Source organism: Mangrovicoccus algicola, assembly GCF_014903745.1.
Taxonomy (GTDB): domain Bacteria; phylum Pseudomonadota; class Alphaproteobacteria; order Rhodobacterales; family Rhodobacteraceae; genus Mangrovicoccus; species Mangrovicoccus algicola.
Window position 1 is genome coordinate 18,264 of sequence record NZ_JACVXA010000050.1, and the last position, 17,736, is coordinate 35,999.

Below are 17,736 nucleotides of genomic sequence, written 5' to 3' on the forward strand. Positions count from 1 at the left end.
CCGATGATGCGCCTGTCCCTCCCCCCGGCGGTCGCGGCACCGCACCGCCCCCTTCCCCGCCCCATTGCAACCGGAGTTGAAGCATGACCCAGAAACTCGTCGTCATCGGCGCTGGCATGGCCTCGGGCCGCGCGCTGGAAGAGCTGTTCGCGCTGGCGCCCGGCGCCTTCGACGTGACCCTGTTCAACGCCGAACCGCGCGGCAACTACAACCGCATCATGCTCTCGCCCGTGCTGTCGGGCGAAAAGACCTACGAGGAAATCGTCACCCATGATGCCGCCTGGTACGAGGCGCAGGGGGTGAAGACCCGCTTCGGCGAGCCGGTCACCGGCATCGACCGCGCCCGCAAGGTGGTCATCACCGGCAAGGGCGAGACCCCCTATGACAAGCTGGTCATCGCCACCGGATCGACCCCGTTCATCATCCCGATGCCGGGCCATGACCTGCCCGGCGTCATCGCCTATCGCGACCTCGACGACACCAACCGGATGATCCAGGCGGCCAATACCCCCGGCGCCCGCGCCGTGGTGATCGGCGGCGGCCTGCTGGGGCTGGAGGCGGCGGCCGGTCTGCGCCTGCGCGGCATGGAGGTCACGGTCGTCCACCTGGCGGGCCACCTGATGGAACGCCAGCTGGACGAGGCGGCGGGCTACCTGCTGCGCAAGGCGCTGAGCGAACGCGGCATCGCCATCCACTGTTCGGCCAGTTCCAGGGAGATCTACGGTCAGGGCAAGGTCGAGGGGCTGCGCCTGGAGGACGGCACCGAGATCCCGGCCGACCTGATCGTCATGGCCGTGGGCATCCGCCCCGGCACCGCCCTTGGCAAGGCAGCCGGGCTGGCCGTGGGGCGCGGCATCCATATCGATGACCAGTGCATCACCTCCGATCCCGACATCCTGGCGCTCGGCGAATGCGTCGAACATGACGGCGCGGTCTTCGGGCTGGTCGCCCCGATCTTCGACATGGCCAAGGTCCTGGCCCGCACCCTGGCCGGTCAGAGCGCGGCCTATGTGCCGATCGAAGTGGCGACCAAGCTGAAGGTCACCGGCTGCGACCTGTTTTCCGCCGGCGATTTCGCCGAGGGCGAGGGCCGCGAGGACATCGTGTTCCGCGACCCGGCGCGCGGCGTCTACAAGCGCCTGGTGCTGAAGGACGACCGGCTGATCGGCGCGGTCATGTATGGCGACACCGCCGACGGGAGCTGGTTCTTCGGCCTGATCAAGGACGGCACCGACATCTCGGAGATGCGCGAGACGCTGATCTTCGGCCCGGCCTACCAGGGGGGGACCGCGCTGGACCCTATGGCGGCCGTTGCAGCGCTGCCGGATGATGCGGAGATCTGCGGCTGCAACGGCGTCTCCAAGGGGCAGATCATCGCCGCCATCCACGACGGCGCCCATGACATCGGCGCGCTGCGCGGGACCTGCAAGGCCTCGGCCTCCTGCGGCACCTGCACCGGGCTGGTCGAACAGGTCCTGGCGCTGACGCTGGGCGACGATTTCGTCCTGCCGCAGGCGCAGCCGGTCTGCGGCTGCACCGATCTCAGCCACGAGGACGTGCGCCGGCTGATCAAGACGCAGGAGCTGAAATCCCAGCAGGCCGTCTGGCAGGAACTGGGCTGGAAGACCAAGGACGGCTGCCATGTCTGCCGCCCGGCGATCAATTTCTACCTGCTGGCGGACTGGCCGCTGGAGTACAAGGACGACCCGCAGAGCCGCTTCGTCAATGAACGCAACCATGCCAATATCCAGAAGGACGGCACCTATTCGGTCATGCCGCGGATGTGGGGCGGGATCACCACGCCCTCGGAACTGCGCGCCATCGCCGATGCCGCCGAACGCTACAAGGTGCCCACCGTCAAGGTCACCGGCGGCCAGCGCATCGACCTTCTGGGCGTCAAGAAGGAGGACCTGCCCAAGATCTGGGCCGATCTGAACGATGCCGGGATGGTGTCGGGCCATGCCTATTCCAAGGGGCTCAGGACGGTGAAGACCTGCGTCGGCACCGATCACTGCCGCTTCGGCACGCAGGACAGCACCGGGCTGGGGATCAAGCTGGAGAAGGCGCTCTGGGGCAGCTGGACGCCGCACAAGGTCAAGCTGGCCGTCTCGGGCTGTCCCAGGAACTGCGCCGAAGCGACCTGCAAGGACGTGGGCGTCATCTGCGTGGATTCGGGCTATCAGGTGGGCGTCGCGGGCGCGGCCGGGATGGACCTGAAGGAGACCGAGCGCCTGGCCGATGCCCCCACCGAGGAGGAGGCCATCGAGCTGACCATCGCCTTCATCCAGCTCTATCGCGAGAACGCCAAATACCTGGACCGCCCCTATAAATGGGTCGCCAAGGTCGGGCTCGACTGGGTGAAGCAACAGGTCGTGGCCGATGCCGACAACCGCCGCGCGCTGGTGGAGCGGTTCCGCATCTCGCAATCCATCTACCAGAAGGACCCCTGGGGCGAGCTGGTCTCGCAGGAAGAGCGCAAGGCCTGGTCCACCCCCCTTGCAACCGTCAACCTGGAGGCAGCCGAATGACCCACTGGACCGATATCGGATCGCTCGAGGACATCCCTGTGCGCGGCGCGCGCGTGGTGCGCACCGCGGCGGGCTGCATCGCGGTGTTCCGCACCAGCGCGGACGAGGTCTATGCGCTGGATGACACCTGCCCGCACAAGGGCGGCCCGCTGAGCGAGGGCATCGTGCACGGCGCATCCGTCACCTGCCCGCTGCATAACCGCGTCTTCGCCTTTGCCACGGGCGAGGCGCAGGGCGCCGACCCCGAGGTGGTGGCCACCTATCCCGCGCGGATCGAGGCGGGGCGGATCCTTCTGGACCTCGCCGCCCTGAAGGCGCGGAGCGCCGCCTGATGGAAGCCGCCTCCAGCCCGGCGGAGATCCGCACCACCTGCCCCTATTGCGGCGTCGGCTGCGGCGTCCTCGCCCGGCCCGATCCGCAGGGCGGGCTGCGGGTCCGCGGCGATCCCGACCATCCGGCCAATCGCGGCCGGCTGTGTTCCAAGGGCTCCGCCCTGGGCGAGACGCTGGCGCTGGAGGGGCGCGGCCTGCATCCGCTGATCGGCGGGACGCGCGCCGGCTGGGACGAGGCCACGGCGCTCATCGCGGAGAAGTTCCGCGACACGATAGCCGAGCACGGGCCGGACGCGGTGGCCTTCTACGTCTCGGGGCAGCTGCTGACCGAGGATTACTACGTCGCCAACAAGCTGATGAAGGGCTTCATCGGGTCGGGCAATATCGACACGAATTCGCGGCTCTGCATGGCCTCCTCCGTGGCCGGGCATCGCCGCGCCTTCGGCACCGACACGGTGCCGGGCCAGTACGAGGACCTGGAGGAGGCCGACCTGATCGTCCTGACGGGGTCGAACCTGGCCTGGTGCCACCCGGTGCTGTATCAGCGGATCCTGGCGGCGAAATCGGCGCGCCCCGAGCTGAAGATCGTCAATATCGACCCGCGCCGCACCGCGAGTTCCGACATGGCCGAGCTGCACCTGGCGCTGGAGCCGGGATCGGACGTGGCGCTGTTCAACGGGCTCCTGGCGCGGATCGCCCGGCGGGGCGCCGCGGATGCCGCGTGGCTGGCGGCGCATGTCTCGGGATACGAGGCGGCGCTGGCCGCCGCCGGGGCCGACGATGACGCCGCCACGGGCCTGAGCCGGGACGAACTCGACGCGTTCTACGACCTGTGGATCGGCACGGAAAAGGTGGTCACCGTCTATTCGCAGGGGGTCAACCAGTCCTCCGCCGGGGCCGACAAGGTCAATGCGATCCTCAACTGCCACCTGGCGACGGGGCGGATCGGACGGCCCGGCATGGGTCCGTTCAGCGTCACCGGCCAGCCCAACGCGATGGGCGGGCGCGAGGTCGGCGGGCTGGCCAACATGCTGGCCTGCCACCTGGATCTGGAGGATCCGGCCCATCGCCTGGCGGTGCGCGATTTCTGGGACGCGCCGCGCATGGCCGAGGCGCCGGGGCTGAAGGCGGTCGACATGTTCCGCGCGGTCGGCGACGGACGGATCAAGGCGATCTGGATCATGTGCACCAACCCCGCGGTCTCGATGCCCGAGGCCGATGCCGTCGCCGCGGCCATCGCCGCCTGCCCCTTCGTTGTGGTCTCGGACATGTATGCCGATACCGACACGGCGAAGCTGGCCGATGTCTTCCTGCCCGCTACCGGCTGGGGCGAGAAGACCGGCACCGTGACCAATTCCGAACGCTGCATCTCGCGCCAGCGCGCCACGCTGCCCGTGCCCGGCGAGGCCCGCCATGACTGGCAGGCGCTCGCGGGGGTCGCGGCGGCGATGGGCTGGGGCGCGGAATTCGACTATGCCTCCCCCGCCGAGATCTTCCGCGAACATGCCGCGCTGTCGGAGGTTGCCGGACGGCTGGGCCGGGATTTCGACATCTCGGGACTGAAGGACATCAGCGATCCCGGCTATGACGCGCTGGCGCCGCAGGCCTGGCCGGTGACGGCCGCGCGGCAGGGCGGACGGTTCTTCGGCGCGGGCGGGTTCTTCACCCCCGACGGGCGGGCGCGGATGCTGCCGCTGAGCGCACGCGCCCCGGCCCGGCCGGTCACGGCGTCCCATCCCCTGCGGCTGAATACCGGGCGGGTGCGCGACCACTGGCACACGATGACGCGCAGCGGGCTGTCGCCGCGGCTGAGCCAGCATATCGCCGAACCCTTCCTGGAGATGCATCCCCGCGACGCCGCCGCGCGCGGGCTGTCCGCCGCGGAGCTGGTGCGCGTGACCAGCCCCGCGGGCGAGGCGCTGCTGCGGCTGGTCGTCACCGACCGGCTGCGCCCGGGCACGGTCTTCGCGCCGATGCACTGGACCGGACAGGCGGCCTCGGCCGGGCGGATCGATGCGGTGGTCGCGGCCGAGACCGACCCGGTCTCGGGCCAGCCCGAAAGCAAGGCCACCCCGGTCGAGGTCGCGGCGCTTGCCCCCGCCTGGTACGGCTTTGCCGTGACGCTGGCCGAGCCGCGGGCCGACACCGCCTATTGGGCCAAGGCCCGCGCCGGGGCGGGCTGGCGGATGGAACTGGCGGAGATGGCCCCGCCGCGGGACTGGGAGGCGCTGGCGCGACAGGTGGCGGGGCTGCCCGATGCCACCGCCGTCACCGTCAGCGATGCCGCGCGCGGCCTCGCCCGGGTGGCGCTGATGCAGGACGGGCGCGTGGCGGCCGCGCTCTTTGCCGGGCCGGAGCCGGTGGCGGTGGCGCGCAGCCACGTGATCGGTCTTCTGGGCGGCACCAGTCCCGGCCCGGTCCTGGCGGCGCGCCCGGGCGAGGACCAGCCCGACCAGGGCGCGATCGTCTGCGCCTGCTTCTCGGTCGGCGTGAACACCATCATCTCCGCCATCGAAACCGGCAATCTTGCCGATGTCGACGCGATCGGGGCCGCCTGCCGGGCCGGGACCAATTGCGGGTCCTGCAAGGCCGAACTACGTACCATCCTGACGAGCATACGCCACCAGGAGGCTGCACAGTGACCCTCGCCCCCCTCGTTCGTGCCCTGGGCCGCGGCCCCGGGCGATCGCGCAGCCTCGACCGCAAGGAGGCGGCCGAGGCGATGGCCGCGATCCTCGACCGCACGGCCGCGCCCGAGGCCGTCGGCGCCCTGCTGATGCTGATGCGCTATCGCGGCGAGACCGGCGAGGAGATCGCGGGCTTCGTCGATGCGATCCGGGCGCGGCTGGCCCGCTGGGAGGGACTGCCGGTGACGCTGGACTGGCCCAGCTATGCCTCGGGGCGCTCGCGCGGGCTGCCGCTGTTCCTGCTGTCGGCGCGGCTCGTGGCGCTGGCCGGGCAAAGGGTGCTGATCCATGGCTGGAACAGCCACCAGAACCCCCATGCCGATCTGCGCGCCCATCTGGGCGAGGCCGGGATCGCCGCCGCTACCACGCCGGAGGGCGCGGCGCAGGCGCTGGAGGAAAACGGCATCGTCTACCTGCCGCTGGAGGCGCTGGATCCCGAATTGCTGCGGGTGGTGCGGCTGCGCGACGAGCTGGGGCTGCGCTCGCCGGTCAACACGGCGCTGCGCGCGATGAACCCGGCCCGAGCGCCGGCCTGCGTGCAGGGGGTGTTCCACCCGCCCTATCGCGGGCTGCAGCAGGATGCCGCCGCGCTTCTGGGGGAACGCAACCTGATGGTCATCAAGGGCGGCGGCGGCGAGTTCGAGCGTCACCCGGCCAAGCAGATCCTGGTCTATGGCCTGGAAGACGGCGCGGTGCATGAACAGATGGTGCCGCCGCTGGTGGAGGACACGCGCAGGCTGGCCGATCCCGACCCCAAGCCCGGCGATCTGGGGCGGCTGTGGCGCGGCGAGCGCAGCGATGCCTTTGCCGAGGCGACGGTGACCGGCACTGCCGCGCTGGCGCTTCTGGCCGCGGGCGGCGCCACCACGCTGGAGGCCGCCGAGGCGCGGATGCGCGACCTGTGGGGGGACCGGCTGGTCGCGGCGGGCTGATCCGCCCGCGCCGCTCAGGGCAGCGCCTCGAACCAGTCCAGCGCCAGCGCGGCCCAGCCCGGCGGCAGGACATGCCCGCCCGGATGCAGCACCAGATCAAGCGCCGCCTCCGGCGCGCAATCCCGCCAGCTGCGCCGCCACAGGCCGTCTTGCGCCGACACCTCCCCCGGCGCCATCGCCGCGCAGCGATTGGCGCGGCGCCAGATCTCCATCCCCGCGAAGATGTCCCCCTGCATCGCCCCGCTGCCCAGCCGCCGCCCCTCCAGCGGCACGACCCCGTCGCTCCAGCCATGGACATGCAGGAGCCGCACCGGACCGGCGCAGTCCGCGGGCAAGGGCCGCCAGAACCCGCCCGCGACCGGCGCGAAGCCCCGCGCCGCCTGCGGATCGGAACACGCGAGGTAGCTGGTCATGAAGCCGCCGGAAGAGAACCCGGCCAGCAGGATGTTCCCGCGCGGCAGCCCGTGGCGCGCCGCCAGGTCCTCCATCACCTCCGCCAGGTAGGCCGCATCGTCGCGCGCCCCGCCCCCGCGGAAGGCCCAGCCATGGCCCGCCCCGCCCTGCCGCGGCATCCCCTCGGCCGCGGCCAGCGCATAGCCCCGCGAGGCAAGCGGCGCGGCCAGGGCGGGATCGGCCATCATCTGCGCCGCGCTGCCGCCATGGCCATGCAGGAACAGCACCGTGCCGCGGACCGGCCCGCCGCCGGGCAGGCGCAGCAGGTAATCGCCCGTCGCCGTCGCGCAGGCCGCCGCCGCCGCGCCGCAGGCCGAGGCCGGTCCCGCCAGCCCCGCCCAGAGCAGCGCTGCGGCAAGCACGCGCCTCACGGGGCGACCGGCGCGGCAGGCAGGTTGCGCGGGACCGGATCGCCCGAGGCAGGCGCCGCGTCCAGCCCCGGCCAGTGCCCGGCCGCCGCCGACAGGTTGCCGGGAATGTCGCGTTCCCAGGAGCGGGCGATGCGCGGGGTGAGGTTGAGATAGAGCCGGTCCTCCACGATCCGCCACAGGCGCGGATCCCCCGGCACCTTCGCCCCCTGCGCCACGCCATAGGCGCAATGCCCGTCATATTGCGGCGCGAACCGGTCCGGGTCAGCCAGGAACCGGTCGCGATTGGCCGCGCTGGCAAAGGCGAAGACGGCCCCGTTATGCCGTGCGGTGATATCCGCGCGCCCCGGCACCGGCGCGGGGGGCGGCGCGTCTTTCGGCACCGGCGCCATGTCGAAATAGGCGACCACGTCATAGCCCGAAACGGCATGGTCCGAGCCATCGACATATTGCGGCCCCGCCGAGAGGGCGGCGGCGGCGAGGATCAGGGGAAGGGACAGAAGGGCGACGCGCATGGGGGGCTCCTGTGGCCGGGGCGGTTTCCGCCTGTCTAGCCGATGGCGGCGCCCGCGGCATCTGCCCTTACGGAAAGGTGATCCCCCGTGCCCGGATCGCTGAGCCGCAGATGCGGCGCCAGCCAGGGATCGCGGGCGACGGCCGGGGCGATCACCAGCGCGCCGATGATCCGCCGCAGCCGCATGGCGGTGGAGCGCGGCACCTCGCCCAGCTGGCCGCGCCGCGCGGTCAGCGCAATCGCCCGCGACAGGGGCGGCACCGGCAGCGGCGCCATCGTCACCCGGTCGCGGAACCGCTGCGCCCGCAACACGCCCAGGGGCGTGGCGATGGTCCAGCCCGCGCCCTCGGCCACCAGCGCCATGATCGCGTGATAGCTGTCCATCTCGAACCGGTGATCCAGCGGCAGGTCATGGCGCGCCAGATGCGCGGCGATGGCGCGGCCCATGTGATGCCGCTGGGTATACTGGATGAAGCGCAGCCCGGCGATGGCGGCGGCATCGGGGATGCGCCCGGCAGGCATCACCGCGACGAAGGGTTCCTCCATCAGCGGGTGCATCTCCATCCAGGATTCGGCCCCGCCCATATCCGCCGCGACGATCATGTCGAGGCTGCGCGCGCCCAGCTGCGCCGAGAGCGCGTGGCTTGCCCCGGTCTCCAGCAGGAAGCGGCAGCTGCCCAGCTCGCCGGCCATCTCCGACAGGAACCGCGGCGTCACATCGGCGTCGAAATCCTCGATCATTCCGAGGCTCAGCCGCGACAGGTGGCTGAGATCGCGGGTCGCCAGTTCCGCCCGTGCCAGCGCCGCCTCGCCCAGGATGTTCAGCGCGCGGCGCAGGAAGGTGGTGCCCGCCGGGGTCAGGCGGAAGGGCCGCGCGGCGCGGTCGACCAGCTGGGCGGCCAGCGCCGCCTCCAGATTGGCCAGCTGCTGGCTGACCGCCGAGGGACTGGCCGCCAGCCGCCTTGCCGCGCCCGAGATGGAGCCCTCATCGGCGATCGCGGCGAAAACCTCGACCGCCCAGAGCGTGATGCGTCCCGCAGGTTCCGCCATGTCCGTCCCCGGCGCGGCCGCGTCCTATTCCGGCTGGTTCAGCTTGGACAGGCGCGCCTGCATCTCGGCCAGCTGGCGCTTTATGTCGGCAAGCTCGGTCTCGCTCTCGGCGGTGGGCTCTTCCGGGCCGGTGGCGCCCGCGGCACCGGGCCAGCCCGGGATCATGGAGGCCAGGAAGGCCTGCTGCTGCCGCTTCATCGCCTCTATGCCGGACATGGGCCCGGGGATGGGCATCATCGGGTTGGGCATATGGGCGATGTTCTGCATCATCTTCGACTGGCCTTCGCGCAGCATGTCGAAGCTCATCGCCAGGAATTGCGGCACGACGCTCTGGGCCGAGGTGGTATAGCTGCGCACCAGGTCGGTCAGCACGGCGATGGGCAGGACGTTCTCGCCGCGGCCCTCGTGTTCGGCGATGATCTGCAGGAGGTACTGGCGGGTCAGGTCGTCGCCGCTTTTCAGATCCACGACCTTGACCTCGCGGCCCTCGCGGATGAAGCCGGCGATATCCTCGAGGGTCACGTAATCGCTGGTTTCGGTATTGTAGAGTCGGCGGCTGGCATATCGCTTAATCAGAAGCGGCTGGTCTTTGTCGGCCACTCGGAGCCCTCCCTTCAAGTGCTGCGATGCAGAGTAGGGGAGCGGTCCCGAAAAGAAAAGGGCGAGCTTGCGCCCGCCCCTGCCGCGCGACCCGACCGGCCCGCGCAGCGCATCCTGTCGTCCCGGCGGCGCCGGGCGCCGCGATCAGGCGACGGTGGCCTTCTTGGCGGCCGAAGTGACCTCGGCGGTCGCCTTCTTGACGGCGGCGGTCGCGTCTTCGGACATGTCCTTGCCGGCGGCCAGCATCAGCTCGACGGTTTCCATCTGGACCTTCTTGGCGACCTCGGCAAAGGCGGCCATGGTCTCGGCGGTCATCTCGGCCTGGGCCGAGGCGAAATCGGTCATCGCCTTGGTGTAGTCGGTCGGCTCGTCCTTGACGGTCGAGAGCGAGGCGATCTTGGACAGGGTCTCCTTGGTATACTTGGAGGAGATGTCGGTCGACTTCTCGGCTGCTTCCAGCGCGACCTTCGACATCTTCTCGCCCAGGGTGGCCTGGGTCTTGAAGGCGTCCTGCATGGCGCGGGTATCCATCGGGAACGCGCTCATCATGTCCTGCATCATCTTGGTCAGGTCGTTGGTCTTGGTAACCATGGTGCTCTCTCCTTAACTCCGGCGGGGAGTCCCCGCTCCTGCGCCTGCCCCTATTATTATATGCTGCAGCGCAGCAAATCAAGGGAAATTCGCCGCATTGCGGCGCGACACCCGCCGGGAGCGAGTTGCAGAATGCGCCAGAAAGCCGTTGAAACACATATGCCTGCACCTGAGCCGCCTGTCCGATGGCGCAAGGATCATGCTGCGGAAGCAAAACTGCCGACGCGGAATTACCTTTCTGCGATGCAGCATTCACATCTGAAGAAACTTATTCTTTTCTAACGGTATATTACCCCATCCGCGAACCGCCCCTCCCTGCGGAGGGGCGGTTGGGGTCAGGCGGCAGGCCGCAGCGTCACATAGGTGCCGGGGGCCGGGGCCAGCGCCGGGTGCGACATAGTGTCGACCTGGCGCGCCGGGACTTTCGCCCCCGACCGCTTTCGCAGCCATTCCTCCCATCGGAACCACCAGGTGCCGGGCGTGAATTCCGCCTGCGCCTTCCATTCGGCGAATCCCGCCTTGAGGTCGGAATTGGTGTAATGGCCGTACTTCTTCTTTTCAGGCGGATTGACGATGCCCGCGATATGTCCCGATTGCGACAGGATGAAGGTCTTGGACCGGCTGCCGAATTTCTGGAACCCGGTATAGCAGCCCTTGGCGATGGCGATATGGTCCGTTTCGCAGGCGATCGAGCAGACCGGCAGCTTGATGTCGGCCGGTCCGACCTTCTCGCCGCAGATGGTGAAGCCGCCTTCGCAGAATTCGTTGTGCTGGCACAGGTGGCGCAGGTACTCGACCGCCATCTTGCCCGGCAGGTTGGTGCCGTCGCCGTTCCAGTAGAGCAGATCGAAGGCGGGGGGCGTGTCGCCCAGCATGTAGCTCTTGACCGCCGGGCCATAGACCAGGTCGTTCGAGCGCAGATAGCTGAAGGTCCGCGTCATGAAGAACTTGTCGAGGATCCCGTGCTTGGCGACCTCGCGCTCGATCGCATCGACGAAATCATCGCCGAGGAACACGCCAATCTCGCCGGGATCGGAGAAATCCGTCAGCGTCGTGAAGAACGAGGCGGAATTGACCGACTTGTCCTTGCGCTTCTCCATCATGGCAAGGGTCAGCGACAGCGTGGTCCCCGCGATGCAGTAGCCGATGGCATTCACCTTCGGTTCGCCGGTGATGGCCTTCACCTGTTCGATCGCGGTCAGGTAGCCTTCCTCGACATAGGTATCGAGCCCGACATCGGCATAGGACCGGTCGGGATTGACCCAGGAGACGACGAACAGCGTGTAGCCCTGGTCGACGATCCACTTCACCAGCGAATTCTTGGGTTTCAGGTCGAGAATGTAGAACTTGTTGATCCAGGGCGGGAACAGCACGATCGGCGTCTTGTGGACCTGCTCGGTCGTCGGCGCGTACTGGATCAGCTCGAACATGCGGTTGCGATAGACCACCGCGCCCTCGGAAGTGGCCAGGTTCTGGCCGACCTTGAAGGCGTCGTTATCCGCCAGCGAGACCAGCACCTCGCCGTTATTGGCCTCGATGTCGCGCACCAGGTTCTCCAGCCCCTTGACCAGAGACTCCCCCTCGGTGGCCACGGCGCGTTCCAGCGCCTCGGGATTGGTGCCCAGGAAGTTGGACGGCGACATCATGTTGATCAGCTGCTGGGTGAAGTACTCCACCTTCTTGCGATCCACCCCGTCCAGCCCCTCCAGCCCGGCGATCGCCTGGGACACCGCCTCGGAGGTGAGCAGGTAGTTCTGCTTGAGGAAGTTGAAATAGGGATGGCTGTCCCAGAGCGGGTTCTGGAAGCGCGGATCGCGGGGGGTCGGATCCGAGGGCACGCCCAGCTTGCCGGTGGTCAGAAGATGCTGCGCCTCGACGTAATGCTTGAGCATCTTGCCCCAGTAGGAGACCTGATGCTCGATCATCTTGGCGGGGTTGTTCATCATCTCGGTCATGTAGGCGGTCATCGCCTTCACGAAGATGTCGCGGTCCGGCGCCTGCAGGTTGGGATCGATCGGCCGCTTGGCCGCCATGGCGCGCACCAGCCTCTGGGACAGTTCCTCCATGCGTGCGATATTGCTGTTCAGCCGGTCGAGATTGGCTGCGTTCTGTGTATCGTCGGTTGTCATGTCGTCCGTTCCACCGTACGTTCCCGCGACCTCAGACTATCGGCGCGACCCTTCAGGGAAAAGCGGCGAATTGAACCGGGACGGCCATGCGCGCCCCGGGTTCCGTGTATTGGAGAGAGTGCATCATGCGGCATATGCTGACCTATGACATGATGGAAACGGCGCGCAATGCCAGCCAGTGGCTGGGATCGACGGCGCGGTCCTTCGGATCCTACCCCGCCACCGGCCTGGCCCCCGTGCCCTGGTTCAACCTCATGGCGGCCTGGGGCGAAGTGGTTGAAAGATCGTTCTCCCGCATGGTGGCGAAACCCGACTGGGGGATCCGCAGCGTCACCGGGCAGGACGGGCGCGACCACCTGGTCACGACCCGCTCCGTGGTGGACCGGCCCTTCGGCAACCTGGTGAAATTCGAGGTGCAGGGCCGCGCGCCTATGGCGCGGCAGGTCCTGCTGGTGGCGCCGATGTCGGGCCACTATGCCACACTCCTGCGCTCGACCGTCGCCTCGCTGCTGCCCGATTGCGACGTGCATGTCACCGACTGGCACAATGCCCGCGACATCCCGGTCAGCTGCGGCAAGTTCGACATCGAGGATTACACGCTGTATCTCGTCGATTTCATGGAGCACCTCGGCCCGGAAATCCATGTGATCGCGGTCTGCCAGCCCGCACCCCTGACCCTGGCCGCGACCGCCTACCTGGCGGCGAAGCGGCCGGATGCGCAGCCGGCCACGCTGACCCTGATCGGCGGGCCGATCGACCCCGACGCGGCCCCCACCGAGGTCACCGATTTCGGCCATCGCATCACCATGGGACAGCTGGAGGAACTGGCCATCCAGCGCGTCGGGTTCAAATATGCCGGGGCCGGCCGGATGGTCTATCCCGGCCTGCTGCAACTGGCCTCCTTCATGTCGATGAATGCCGAACGCCATGGCCAGGCCTTCTTCGACCAGATCCTGCGCACCGCCAAGGGCGAGGCGCGCGACAACGACCACCACAACCGGTTCTACGACGAATACCTGGCCGTGATGGACATGCCCGCGGAATTCTACCTCTCCACCGTGGAGCGGCTGTTCAAGGGGCTGGAGATCGCGCAGAACCGTCTCGTCGTGGCGGGCGAGCCGGTCGATATCGGGCGCATCACCGATGTCGCCGTGAAGATCGTCGAGGGCGAGAAGGACGACATCTCGGCTCCCGGCCAGTGTCTTGCCGCGCTGGAGCTGCTGACCGGGCTGCCCGAGGACCGCAAATTCTCGCATCTCGAGCCCGGAGCGGGACATTACGGGATCTTCGCGGGCAAGAGCTGGCGCAACAATATCCGCCCCCTCGTGCTGGATTTCATCGATGCGCATGGCGGCGGGCGCGACCGCGCGGTGGCGCTGAAATCCGTGCAGCCCTGAACCTCCTGCCCGGCGGGGAGCCACCAGCCGCAGGCTCCGCCTCCCGCGCCGCGCCGCGCGATGCAGGCCCCGCCCCGGCCCTGGTACGGGTGGCAGGCGGGGCGGCGCGGCGCAGGGCAGTCATCGGCACCCCCCACAAGCCGGGCAGACAAGCGGGACCCCCGCAGCGCGCGGCGGGGCGGCCGGCAGGCGCGCCGGCCCATCGCCCGTTTCGGATAGGCGGCGCGGTCACCGGTCCCGCAGGCACCGATGACAGGATCGGGCGCTGCCCTCCCTTCCGCAAGATTTCAGGCCCCGCGGGAGAGGAGCCAGCCCACGCCCGGGAGCCTGACGGAAGGCCCCCGGCCTTCGAAAAGCCCGGACTATGTCCTGGCACGATCCCAGCGCCGCGCGGGCGGACCGGCGACAGCCTCGCCCGCCCGGCGTCCCGCCGAAGGGGCCTGGGCAGTGCGAAGACCGGGACTGTTCCTTCTGTCCGCTGTTCCGAACATTGCGGAACCGGCGCCTGTGCGCCGCGCGGCGGCGCGGGCCGCGTCAGGCGCCGTAGATCGTCGCCAGGATCGAACTCGCCGAAGCCGTGGTGAACAGCGCAGCCGAGGATGAGACCGCGGTGCCCGAAGTTCCGGCGCGCGCCAGATAGCGGGTGATCAGCGCCTCCTGGTTCGCGGGATCGAGGAAATCTGCGGCGGCGCTGCCCCCGATCAGCCGCTCGCTGCCGGAACGCATCATCGACACCTGGGCATCGAGATCCATGGAGGCGAAATCACCCCCCAGGCCGAATGCCCCCTGGAAGGCCTCGCGCAGGACCGAATTGCCCAGAATGCGATACCACTGCCCCGCCTCCGTGCCGCCGGTCTCCACCGCCTTGCGCAATTCCTCGGCCACAGACATGGCAACCCGCAATTCGGGCCGCTGCTCGCCCACGGCGATCCGGAATTCCTGTTCGAGGTAATCCTCCGAAATGGCCGCGACCTGGGCATCGACCTCCGCGCCGGAAAGCGCCGCGAGACGTGCGGGATCCTTCAGGGCCTCCGGGTCGGCGGTCCCGAATCGCGCCGTCATGGCCTGTTTCACCGCCGCGATCCGCGCCTGCGGCTCCAGCGTTCCAAAATCCTCCTGCAGCCCCAGACCCGCGGCCAGCGAGGCACGCAGCGGCTCGATCTGCAGCACGCTTTCCCATTTCTGGTCGATGCTCGGCCCCTGCCCGCGCGCCGTCTCTATCGCGGCGATGAAGGCGCCCAGGCTGAACGTGCCCGCCAGGCCGCGCCCCGCCGGATCGAGATGGCGGTCGCCCAGCCGGGTCAGGTTCGCTTGGCTGGCGAAGAGGCCGAAATCGGACCGGCCGAACAGAGCCGTCGCCGCCGCCCGCATCCCGGCGATCTGGTCGGCGGCGGACAGCCCGGCGAAATCGGAGGACATGCCGAGCGCCAATGCCACGACATCGCGCAGCCCGCCATCCGCCTGCAGCGCCGCCCAGCGATCCCCGTCGTCCGTCACCGTCTGCGCGATCGCCGCCAGCCGGTCGCGCAGGCCGCCATAGGAAAAACCGTCCTCCAGCGCGGTCCCGGCCGTGCCCAGATAGGCATCGGCGGCGGCGAAGGCATTGGCGGGGTCGCTGAGGATGCCCAGCCGCGTGCCGCCATGAAGGTAATTGACGGAGGCTTGGAACACGGCGGCCTGCCCGGCGGGGGACAGCCCGCCCACCGCAGCCGGGGCGCCCAGCATCCGGCTCAAGGTGGCGGTCATGCCCGGCTGGTCCAGCGCGCGCTCCCAGACCCGATCGGCCGTGTCGGCACCCAGCAGCCCCAGGGTGAGGCTGCTGGACATCCGCGCCGCGGCATTGAGATGAAGCGGGCTGTCGCCGCGCTGCGCGCGCACGGCGGCCGCAAGATCATCCTCCACCGGCGGCAGGCTGTCGCCCAGATCGCCCGCCCCGGTCAGGCCGAGCGTCTCGAAGGTGCGGGCCAGGGCGACATAGCGCGCATCCGACAGCCGGTTGGCGAAATCCTCCGGCGCGTCGGTTCCCTGTTCGATCACCTGGCGGATGAAATAGCGGTTGGGCAGGTCATCCTTCAGCCCGTGCGCGCCCAGGGCCACCTTCAGCGTCTGGTAATCCTGCATGAGGTCGTCGACCGAGGAAATCCCGGAGATCTTCTGCGCGAAGGCCTGCTGCTCCCGCTGAAGAACCGCGTCGCGGCCGAAGGCGCTCAGCTGGGCGTCGCGGCTTTCTTTGAGATAGATCCAGCTATTGAGCGAGGTGCCGGGCAGAAGCGGCGTGTACATGGCAAATCCGTGGGCAAATCCGTGGCGGTGCGATCGCAGGACATGCCCCGTCGCGGGACATGCCGCGCCCAGCCTAGGGGGAGAGCCTTTCGCGGTTGCTAACAATTAAAATGCCCGCCATTTCCGGCCCCCGCGCTCGGCGGCGGCCGCACCGGGCTCAGCCGCGGCGCGCGGCGAAGAACGCCCGCAGGATCGCCTCGCAGTCATGCGCGGCGATGCCGTCGATCACCTCCGGCGCATGATGGGCCTGCGGATGGGAAAACACCCGCGCGCCATGGGCGACGCCGCCGGATTTGGGATCGGCCGCGCCATAGACCACCCGCGCGACCCGCGCCGCCGCCAGCGCCGCGGCGCACATGGCGCAGGGCTCCAGCGTGACGTAGAGCACATGGCCGGGAAGCCGTTCGGACCCGGCGGCGGCACAGGCGGCGCGCAGCGCCAGGATCTCGGCATGGGCGGTGGGGTCGCGCAATTCGCGCGTGCGGTTCCCGGCCCGGGCCGCCACCCGCCCGGCGGGATCCAGCAGCACGGCGCCGACCGGCACCTCGCCGCGCGCGGCGGCGGCGCGCGCCTCCTCCAGCGCGGCCTGCATATGTGACGTGAAGGTCATGGGGTCTCTTGCCTGCGCCGCGCAACGCGCGCAAGGCTGGAACAGCGGCAGAAAAGCGGATAGGCGCCTTCCATGACTGACAGCACCCCCTCCCCCGAAGGCGAGCGCATCGCCAAGGTCCTGGCCCGCGCCGGGGTCGCCTCGCGCCGCGAGGCCGAGACCATCATCGCCGAAGGCCGCGTGCGGGTGAATGGCAGGCTCATCACCTCGCCCGCGCTGAACGTGACGCCCGGGGACCGCATCCTGGTCGATGGCGAGCCGCTGAAGGAGGCGGAGCCGCCGCGGATCTGGCTGTATCACAAGCCCGCCGGACTGGTGACCACGGCGAAGGACGAGAAGGGGCGCGAGACGATCTTCGACAAGCTGCCCGAGACGATGCCGCGGGTGATGAGCATCGGACGGCTCGACCTCAATTCCGAGGGGCTGCTGCTGCTGACCAATGACGGCGCGCTGAAACGCCGGCTGGAACTGCCTGCCACCGGCTGGCTGCGCAAGTATCGCGTGCGGGTCAAGGGCACGCCGGAGGATGCCGCGCTGGAGCCGCTGCGCCGCGGCCTGACGATCGAGGGCGAGCGGTTCCAGCCCATGGATGTCAGCCTGGACCGGCAGCAGGGGGCGAATGCCTGGCTGACGGTAGGGCTGCGCGAGGGCAGGAACCGCGAGATCCGCCGCGCGATGGAAAGCGTCGGTCTGGTGGTGAACCGGCTGATCCGGGTCAGCTACGGGCCCTTCCGGCTGAACGACCTGGCCGCGGGCGCCGTGGAGGAGGTCAGGGAACGGGTGCTGCGCGACCAGCTGGGGCTTGGCCCCGCCGAGGAGCAGCCGCGCCCGAAACCGCAGCGCACCCGCCGCGGCGGCCCCGCGCCGCGCGGCGCCAAGGGGGATGCCTGGGCCGAGCGCGGTCCCGCCCCCGCCAGGGGGGAACTGACCACCCGCCCGCCGCGGGCGGCGGGAAAGCCCGGCTTCAAGGATGGCGGGCGCGAGGATCGGCCGGGGCGCGGCGCAGGCCCGGCATCCGGGGCGAAATCACCGCGCGGGAAAGGTCCCGCGGCGCAGGGGGAGCCGCGCGGCGAAAGGCAGGGACGCGCCGCAACCGGCAGGCCCGGCGCCACGCCGCCGCGCAATGGCAGGGCCGCATCCCAGGGCAGCGGACGCGAAGACCGTCAGGGCCGCGGGCCGGAGGGAAAGCCCGGCGCGAAACCGCAGCGCCCGGGCGCCGCGCCGGGGACGAAACCGGCCGGCCGCCCCGGCCCGAAACCCGG

At 69.7% G+C, this 17,736-nt stretch carries 14 protein-coding genes; 6 read left to right on the top strand and 8 right to left on the bottom strand.

What is annotated here, in order from left to right; all coding sequences use genetic code 11:
* Positions 1-83: 83 nt before the first annotated feature.
* Genes nirB through ICN82_RS15260 form a run of 4 tightly spaced genes read left to right on the top strand, consistent with a single transcriptional unit; the run spans position 84 to position 6,479 of the window.
* On the top strand, positions 84-2,528 hold the full coding sequence (nirB, locus tag ICN82_RS15245) for a nitrite reductase large subunit NirB (RefSeq protein ID WP_193184337.1): 2,445 nt from the start codon (positions 84-86) through the stop codon (positions 2,526-2,528).
* On the top strand, positions 2,525-2,860 hold the full coding sequence (nirD, locus tag ICN82_RS15250) for a nitrite reductase small subunit NirD (protein ID WP_193184339.1): 336 nt from the start codon (positions 2,525-2,527) through the stop codon (positions 2,858-2,860). The genes nirB and nirD overlap by 4 nt, the downstream gene beginning before the upstream one ends.
* Positions 2,860-5,502 carry a nitrate reductase gene (locus ICN82_RS15255; protein WP_193184341.1) on the top strand — a complete coding sequence of 881 codons (2,643 nt, stop codon included), beginning with the start codon at positions 2,860-2,862 and terminating at the stop codon, positions 5,500-5,502. Before nirD ends, ICN82_RS15255 begins: the two co-directional genes overlap by 1 nt.
* Positions 5,499-6,479 (top strand): glycosyl transferase family protein, encoded by a 981-nt coding sequence (locus ICN82_RS15260; protein WP_193184343.1) that lies wholly within the window; start codon positions 5,499-5,501, stop codon positions 6,477-6,479. The genes ICN82_RS15255 and ICN82_RS15260 overlap by 4 nt, the downstream gene beginning before the upstream one ends.
* A gap of 14 nt (positions 6,480-6,493) precedes the next feature.
* On the opposite strand, the gene ICN82_RS15265 is transcribed toward ICN82_RS15260, so the two are convergent.
* The 6 genes from ICN82_RS15265 to ICN82_RS15290 form a co-directional block, all read right to left on the bottom strand.
* The gene (locus ICN82_RS15265; protein WP_193184345.1) at positions 6,494-7,303 is read right to left on the bottom strand and encodes an alpha/beta hydrolase family esterase; all 810 of its coding nucleotides are present in this window, start codon (positions 7,301-7,303) and stop codon (positions 6,494-6,496) included.
* A complete protein-coding gene (locus ICN82_RS15270; RefSeq protein ID WP_193184347.1) occupies positions 7,300-7,815 on the bottom strand; it encodes a YHS domain-containing (seleno)protein in 516 nt (171 codons plus the stop codon). Before ICN82_RS15270 ends, ICN82_RS15265 begins: the two co-directional genes overlap by 4 nt.
* 35 nt (positions 7,816-7,850) lie before the next feature.
* Positions 7,851-8,864: a LysR family transcriptional regulator gene (locus ICN82_RS15275; RefSeq protein ID WP_193184349.1), complete on the bottom strand. Its 1,014-nt coding sequence runs from the start codon at positions 8,862-8,864 to the stop codon at positions 7,851-7,853.
* A 24-nt stretch (positions 8,865-8,888) separates the two neighbouring features.
* Positions 8,889-9,464 (bottom strand): polyhydroxyalkanoate synthesis repressor PhaR, encoded by a 576-nt coding sequence (phaR, locus tag ICN82_RS15280; protein ID WP_193184351.1) that lies wholly within the window; start codon positions 9,462-9,464, stop codon positions 8,889-8,891.
* 144 nt (positions 9,465-9,608) lie between these two features.
* Positions 9,609-10,055, bottom strand: coding sequence for a phasin family protein (locus ICN82_RS15285; RefSeq protein ID WP_193184353.1), 447 nt, complete (start codon positions 10,053-10,055; stop codon positions 9,609-9,611).
* Positions 10,056-10,390: 335 nt separating this feature from the next.
* Positions 10,391-12,184, bottom strand: a complete 1,794-nt coding sequence (locus ICN82_RS15290) for a PHA/PHB synthase family protein (RefSeq protein ID WP_193184355.1) — start codon at positions 12,182-12,184, stop codon at positions 10,391-10,393.
* 125 nt (positions 12,185-12,309) lie between these two features.
* Here ICN82_RS15290 and phaZ point away from each other — a divergent pair, with 125 nt between their 5' ends.
* Positions 12,310-13,581, top strand: a complete 1,272-nt coding sequence (gene phaZ / locus ICN82_RS15295) for a polyhydroxyalkanoate depolymerase (protein ID WP_193184357.1) — start codon at positions 12,310-12,312, stop codon at positions 13,579-13,581.
* A 534-nt stretch (positions 13,582-14,115) separates the two neighbouring features.
* Here phaZ and ICN82_RS15300 read toward each other — a convergent pair.
* Both ICN82_RS15300 and ICN82_RS15305 read right to left on the bottom strand, forming a co-directional pair.
* On the bottom strand, positions 14,116-15,864 hold the full coding sequence (locus tag ICN82_RS15300; protein WP_193184359.1) for a DUF1217 domain-containing protein: 1,749 nt from the start codon (positions 15,862-15,864) through the stop codon (positions 14,116-14,118).
* A 157-nt stretch (positions 15,865-16,021) separates the two neighbouring features.
* Positions 16,022-16,474 (bottom strand): nucleoside deaminase, encoded by a 453-nt coding sequence (locus ICN82_RS15305; protein WP_193184361.1) that lies wholly within the window; start codon positions 16,472-16,474, stop codon positions 16,022-16,024.
* Between the two features lie 72 nt (positions 16,475-16,546).
* Between ICN82_RS15305 and ICN82_RS15310 the strand changes: the two genes are divergently transcribed.
* Positions 16,547-17,736, top strand: a 1,190-nt coding sequence (locus ICN82_RS15310; RefSeq protein ID WP_193184363.1) for a pseudouridine synthase, incomplete at its 3' end; no start/stop codon positions are given.